This window comes from Vibrio sp. IB15 (assembly GCF_016406055.1).
GTDB classification, from domain to species: Bacteria; Pseudomonadota; Gammaproteobacteria; order Enterobacterales; family Vibrionaceae; genus Vibrio; species Vibrio chagasii.
In genome coordinates, this window is record NZ_JAEFCE010000009.1 from 101,638 (window position 1) to 108,524 (window position 6,887).

Genomic DNA, 6,887 nt, shown 5'->3' on the forward strand with positions numbered 1-6,887 from the left:
ATTTTATAAATTACTCATAAGAAAGGCCGCTGATGTTAATTTAAATGATAGTGATTATCAATATTGTTTGATCTTTTATTTCGGAAAATGATTTAATATCAAAATTATATTCTTTTAATTGATTAATTTGTCAGTCGAATAGGTTTTAAATAATGAGTTTGAAAGTGGGTAATAGTTTTTTAATGTGTAAATTGTCACTTGCTGTGTGTGGTGCATTAATGGTCACAGGATGTGGGGGGGGCTCTGATGGGGAGAGCCCTGTTGGATCTGTCCCTTCCAGCTATACCTTTCAAAATTCATTAGTATGTGCCGATGCAGATCTGAATGGCGTATGTAGTGACCTAGAAAAACGTATTGCAAACGTATCTATGCATGCGCAGCTGAGGCAATACGATGGTGCGGTTTTGACCGCCCCTCCTGGCTTTGAACTGGTGTCGCCTTTTACCACTTTGATTCATAGTGAAATGATGTTTAACCCAACGGTTAGTAACGATCTGGCTCAGGCTAAGGCATCCCTTCAACGTAAGCTTGGTGATCACGTTGGGGTCAATTTTTCCTCACTAGACACAGCATACGGTCCTAAAGATAAGTCTAACGTGTTGCTAAAATCACTGAAAAAGGCACAAACTGATGGTAAGCAAAGAGCATATACTAATATCGCCCACGCACTCGATCTTATGATCGAGCATAAAACGTTAGATCTGTCTGACGTAGACGTTTCAGGGATCGCTTCGAGGCACTTGCAAATTGACAGTGATTTGGTTGTCCGCGGTTCACAAGCGGTACCGCAATTGTCTGGTGCGAAATCCGTCGCTTTGAATCGAGCTAGCGGTCAAATCGTATTTTTGACTGCCGATGATATGGTGATGCAAATAGACAGTGCTGTACGTAATAAGTCTGTGACACTGATTGGGGATGCAGAGCCTGAAGTTAATTCAGGTTTGATGAGTATTCGTTCACACGACGATCACTACGGTCATGATGACGATGACGATGACGATCACGGTCACGGAAGTGGGTCTGGGGGTGGCGAGGTCGCGGTAAAATCGAACGAAATCGTTCAATTGGTACCAGCATTAGATGGCGTTCAAGCTTATAAGGTTTATAAGCCGACGGCTTACGTTTCACCGACAGCAAGTGATGTATGTAATGACCAAGGTTCCAATGGCGTATTTTTAGCAAGGTTAAGCAGTTCTAGTAACAATGCAGAGAAAAAAGCTTTCGCAATAGATACTTATAGCAGTCGAAGTGGTGGTGAGCTTCCTCCGGTTATTAAACCTACCCCAGCGGTTGACCCATCCGCAAATCAATCGTGTATGAATGATAATTTTGCGTCGGTACTCCCCTTGTTGGAAAGCGGTTCCTTGTTGGCGGTTAAGGGCTCCAGTAGTTCAGTAGGTTCTCAAGAACTCAAGTTGTTAAGTGCCGACACGCTCGCCATGAAGAGTTTGCGTCATCCGCTTAAGGCCTCGTCGCCACAAATTTTCCCCTCTTATGATGAGAGTGAAGTATTGGTTATCTACGGTAACCACCCTTTAAGCAGTAATGTTGCATCTGAAGTTGTGAATGCTGCAAACCTCTCGACTAAGATGACGATTGACAAGAGCAATTTGAAAACCGCGAACATTGTTGCCCAACAGCAAATTCTATTGGGCTTGGAAGATAATAAGCTCGAGTGGATTTCAAACTCCGCACAGCAAAAAGAGCTCGGAGGGCTAGCGGTTGATGGTGCCATTCGCCATATGGCGACATCGGCGGATGGAATTGTGAGCGCTATTACAACCGAGAATTCGCTCTATATCGTGGATAACATGAAGAGATCTGTACTTGTACACCAGGCGTTGATAAGTAGCGCGATCAACTTTTTGTATGTATTAGAGGATAAGGTCATTGCAGTGACTTCTTCAGGGGTGGATTACTATCAATTCCGAAATATTAGTGGTCCGGCTCTTAAAGTTGGTAGCCAACTGGTAACAAAAGAACTCCTCAAAAAATGGGAAGACAGTGGAAATTCAAGTTGGAACTCTACCAACTTGGGGTATGTGCTCTCTCAAACAGGAACAGAAAGTCGTATTTCTGAACAATTCAAAAACGTTAACCTTTCATTCTCTCCTTCTAATGCAACAACCTCGAGTGGCATCACTGGAGTGAACGTTAGCGGCTTAGAGCGAGGCGAGTGGTTAACCTTTTATAAAAACCTTTAAAGGTATTCAATCAATAAAGAGGGGAGGCTAGCTCCCCTCTTTATTCAGATATTTACTCCATATTTTCTGCCTGCTTCAATCGGCTTTGACGCCAGTAATTGACTGAGGAGATAGCCGCTAAAAAGGCAACGACAGCGGTCATCACATGTATGACTGACTCCGACGTCCCTTCATACGCATTACTGCCTAAATCAATCGCTGCAGAAACGATAAATAGACGAATAGCTGTCACCAGTGATGCTGCGATCCCTGTTAGATCTGGAAAAACTTGCATCGATTTCGCAAAGAACAATCCAATCGATAACCCTGCACCTATTGAAAATAAGCACATCGTCCCTGTTAGGATGAATGGTGAGTTAAGTTGTTCAGACGGCAATAAGAAAAAGATGAGCGTGGTGGTAAATATTAAGCCAAGCCCAGTACTTTTTAATTTATCAATGCCAAACCTGTCGATTAAGCGTGCGTTGTTCAAACTCACCAAGACGAATGTGCCCAGTGTTGCCATTTGGAAAAACGGGAACTGATCAGGGCTGACTTCTAATTGCTCTATATACAATAACGACATGTTGGAAACATAAATCATATAGGCGGCAAGAATTAAGCTCGTCACTAGCGTGTTGTACCAAAAGGCTGACGAAGACAATAGGGTTTTGTAGTCGCTTGCTATTCGCTTTGGCGCGACCTTCTTCCGTTTATCTTTACTTAAAGATTCAGGCAAGAAGAAGAAACATTTGGTCGCAGAAAGCAGTACTAAAATGGCGATAAAGACAAAGTTTGCTTTATACCCCATATGGAGACTTATCCAGCCGCCAATAAGAGGTGCAAAAGCCATTAAGCTGACCACTAACGTGTTGAGATCGGCAATCAGTTTGGCGGCGGGTTCTTCATCGAACAGATCAAAGATCATTGCGGTACCAACGATTACGCACGCTGAACTACCGATGCCTTGAAGCAGTCGAAATGCTAGTAATTGCTCGATACTCGAAGCATAAATACAGCCGATACTTGCAGCAAGAAAGACGCTAAAACCAAACATTAGTATCTTTCGGCGACCAAAATGATCCGATAGTGGTCCATAGAGTAAGGAACCAAGACAGATGCCGATAAAGTTATAGCTCAGAATGCGCTGCACCATAACCGCGTTAGTGTTGAAGTCGTTCAATATATCGGGAAATGTGGGTAGATAGATATCCGTCTCCATGGCAGCACCAAGGAATATGAATACCATTAAAAATCGAAACCACTTCCCCTCATGAGAGATGGGAAACATAGTTAATCCAATGAGTTATTATTATAAAAGTCAGAAGCGCAAACTCTGCAAGTGCAGGTAGGCTTAGAATGAAATTTTGATATTGGGATGCGCGTAGTAGAGAGGAGTGTTACGCAGGGTTGTCATTCCCGTCACTTGGTTGTGATCAAGTAGGGTGTAAATGTAACATAATGTTTCATCATTTCAAGGCGTCGATTGCTGTTTTTTCGCTCCCCTACGCAAACGATAAAAGTCGTGTCATTTTAACTTCTCCAGAAGTGTTAATGATTTGTGACTCAAGAGAAAAGCAGAGTATGATGTAACATTATCATTCAGGATTTGGCTGCTATGAGTGCATCGAAGGCGAGCTGGAAAACGCCGCAAAACTTTTTATTATTGATTTCGATTGTTGTACCTATCGCTTTTTCGAGCTGGATGGCTCTGTTGAACAATTTCGTGATAGAGAAAGCGAACTTTGACGGTGCCGATATCGGCTTGCTGCAAAGCGTTCGTGAAATTCCAGGCTTTTTAGCTTTTACTGTGTTGTTTGTGCTGGCTTTCATCCGCGAGCAGCGCTTCATGTTGGTATCGCTGGCTATGCTCACTATCGGGACGGCGATTACTGGCTTGTTCCCTTCACTTACTGGCCTTTTGTTTACCACCATTTTGATGTCGACGGGCTTTCATTATTTTGAAACCCTCAAGCAATCTTTATCCCTACAATGGCTGAGTAAAGAAGAAGCACCAGAGATGCTAGGTAAAATGATCTCGGTTGGTGCGTTAGCATCTCTGCTTACTTACGGCTCTATCTGGGGGATGTTGGAGCAGTTAAAGCTCGATTTCGTTTGGGTATATGGCATTACTGGCGGCTTAGGTTTTGTTCTGGTACTGGTGATGACTTTTGGCTTCCCTGAATTTCAAACCAAGACTCAACAAAATAAGAAACTGGTGCTGAGAAAGCGTTACTGGCTCTACTACGCGTTGACCTTCATGAGTGGGGCCCGACGACAGATATTTACCGTATTCGCAGGCTTTTTGATGGTTGAAAAGTTCGGTTACTCTGCAGCAGACGTCACTCTACTGTTTTTAATCAATTACCTGTTTAACTTCTTATTTGCAAAACGTATAGGTCGATTAATTGGTGTAATTGGTGAACGCAAGGCATTGATTTTCGAGTATGTTGGTTTGGTCGGTGTGTTTGTTGGGTATGCTTTAGTGCAAACGGCTGAATGGGCCGCAGCTCTGTACGTAGTCGATCACCTATTCTTCGCTTTAGCGTTAGCTATTAAAACCTATTTCCAGAAGATTGCTGACCCAGCCGATATGGCTTCAACTGCAGGTGTTTCTTTTACGATCAATCATATTGCAGCTGTTGTAATTCCTGTTGCCTTCGGTGTGATTTGGCTATCTTCGCCTGCGACAGTGTTCTACATTGGTGCAGCGATGGCTGTGGTTTCTTTAGCGCTGTCTTTGAATATTCCCAAGAAGCCTGAAGAGGGCAACGAAGTACGAATGTTTAGTTGGCGCTAATGCCACGGTCACCTAACGTGAGATAAATATAAAGCTCCAATAGCGATATTGGAGCTTTTTTAGTTTCTGCGGTTCATACTTTTAAATGCCCTGTTGATCTAAAGAGCTAGCAAAGTGTTTTCTGCAGCTGCGAAATGTACTGTAGCTGAAGATTGTCGTTAGAGTTTCCGCGAACAGCCCCTTCGATCCACCTGAAGCCTCAGTTAGCAAATTAAAATTTGAGGCTTGAATAGAGCGTAACTCGTTTCGATTGGTACTGCCTTTAGCATTCTCCTTTCTTATTAATGCACTTAATTGCTAACTTAATCACAACACTGTAATTCGAAAAATTAAAAAATAGGATTTAAATAAAAATCATTTGTTTTTGATTAAATTGTCAATTTCAAATATTGCCTAAATATTAGACAAAATATCCTATGAAATATAAGGGTTATCTAAGTACCTGTTTTTTATTGTTGTTTTTTTAGACAGGTGATTTTTAAATTACCGATAATTAAGTGTATTGATTATGTGGTTATTCGAAAAAAAATAAGATAATTAAAATTAAGTAAAAATTAATATTTAAATTAAATATGCCAAGATCATATATATTAATAATACTTCTTGATTTACGCGGGCAGGTTATTGTTGAAACGTTACATAATCGTCTACGCTTGAAAATAAATTTTCAATAAAAAATTTTTTTATGGTGATATTTTTTAAATTTTCTTCACAATAATTAACATTATTCGTTGGTGGGAGAGCGGTATTTTGTGTTTTTGATGTTTTTTGTTATGGAAATGTCATGTTGGCAGTCTATTTTTGAAAAGTTACATTTCAATTTGTGGGGTTAAATAAAAAATAAAAATAAGTACATTACTCGAAAACAAATTAACCGCTGAAAAATAAGTTTAATAATATTTTATGAAAGAAAAGTTTTTTAATTCGGCCTGTGGTAGATACCAAAGTGAAGACGGAGAATCATACTTCGCAAAAAAAAATCTTAATAAAATAACTAAAGATTTACCACTTAAGGTTTTAAGTAAAGAAGACTGGAAACATTGGCAAGAATTTGGGTTTGTGATCATAAAGAGTGCAATCTCTAAGGACCTTGCAGAGAAGATACTTGATATGACCTGGGATTTTCAAAATATGGATAGGGAGAAACCAGAAACATGGTATCCAGAAAAAGTGTACCGGAGCGATCTCGATAAAGACCTTTATGTATATGGTTTTGTTGAAGTGTATCACCATCAGTTGTTATGGGAATCACGCCAAGACAGTAAAGTATACAATGCATTTGTTGATATATGGGATTGCGAAGAGCTATGGGTTACTTTGGATAGAGTGAATCTTAATCCACCTAATATATTGAACAGATCAAGAGATTTAATAAAACGGACAGATGAAGGTTTTGATATTTCGTTACATTGGGATGTGGACACGAGTTTAGAAAATCTACCACAAAGAGTTCAGGGTATTATTGCTTTGAATGACTCGAATCCGGAAACCGGAGGGTTTCAATGTTGCCCGAGTTTGTTTAGACATTTTGACGATTGGAAAGTGAAGCAGCCTAAAGATCGTGACCCTATTAGACCTAAGGTAAATAAAGAGGAGCATCCAATTATTATTCCTCGATTAGAAGCTGGTGATATGTTGATTTTTAATGGCCTACTTGCACATGGAGTTAAAGAAAATATGTCAGAAAGAGGAGTTAGAGCTGTTCAGTATTTGTCTATGTCTCCTGCGCTCGAAGATAACAGTAATTTGAGAGAATCTAGGATCAAGTCTTGGGAAAAACTTTCAACTCCAGACTGGAACCCAACTCTATTGGGTGATGCAGTCATGCATGAATCGGAAAGGTATGGTAGGCTTTGTTGCTTAATTCAGAGCGAAGACATGCCTGTCCCATGTGCTTGACTCTT

4 protein-coding genes are annotated in these 6,887 nt (G+C 40.5%); 3 read left to right on the top strand and 1 reads right to left on the bottom strand.

What is annotated here, in order from left to right:
- The first annotated feature begins 218 nt into the window (after positions 1 to 218).
- The gene (locus JC606_RS05265) at positions 219 to 2,204 is read left to right on the top strand and encodes a hypothetical protein (protein WP_198778173.1); all 1,986 of its coding nucleotides are present in this window, start codon (positions 219 to 221) and stop codon (positions 2,202 to 2,204) included.
- A 52-nt stretch (positions 2,205 to 2,256) separates the two neighbouring features.
- Here JC606_RS05265 and JC606_RS05270 read toward each other — a convergent pair whose 3' ends face one another.
- Positions 2,257 to 3,474 (bottom strand): multidrug effflux MFS transporter, encoded by a 1,218-nt coding sequence (locus JC606_RS05270; RefSeq protein ID WP_198778169.1) that lies wholly within the window; start codon positions 3,472 to 3,474, stop codon positions 2,257 to 2,259.
- A 327-nt stretch (positions 3,475 to 3,801) separates the two neighbouring features.
- On the opposite strand from JC606_RS05270, the gene JC606_RS05275 reads away from it, so the two are divergent.
- Positions 3,802 to 4,983 (top strand): MFS transporter, encoded by a 1,182-nt coding sequence (locus tag JC606_RS05275; protein WP_137409181.1) that lies wholly within the window; start codon positions 3,802 to 3,804, stop codon positions 4,981 to 4,983.
- Between the two features lie 903 nt (positions 4,984 to 5,886).
- Positions 5,887 to 6,882 (top strand): phytanoyl-CoA dioxygenase family protein, encoded by a 996-nt coding sequence (locus JC606_RS05280; RefSeq protein WP_198778170.1) that lies wholly within the window; start codon positions 5,887 to 5,889, stop codon positions 6,880 to 6,882.
- Positions 6,883 to 6,887: the final 5 nt, after the last annotated feature.

What these genes read in the sequence shown, in the direction of transcription:
- JC606_RS05270 (WP_198778169.1), bottom strand. Translation starts at nt 3,474, where the DNA reads ATGTTTCCCATCTCTCATGAGGGGAAGTGGTTTCGATTTTTAATGGTA.
- JC606_RS05275 (WP_137409181.1), top strand. Translation starts at nt 3,802, where the DNA reads ATGAGTGCATCGAAGGCGAGCTGGAAAACGCCGCAAAACTTTTTATTA.
- JC606_RS05265 (WP_198778173.1), top strand. Translation starts at nt 219, where the DNA reads ATGGTCACAGGATGTGGGGGGGGCTCTGATGGGGAGAGCCCTGTTGGA.
- JC606_RS05280 (WP_198778170.1), top strand. Translation starts at nt 5,887, where the DNA reads ATGAAAGAAAAGTTTTTTAATTCGGCCTGTGGTAGATACCAAAGTGAA.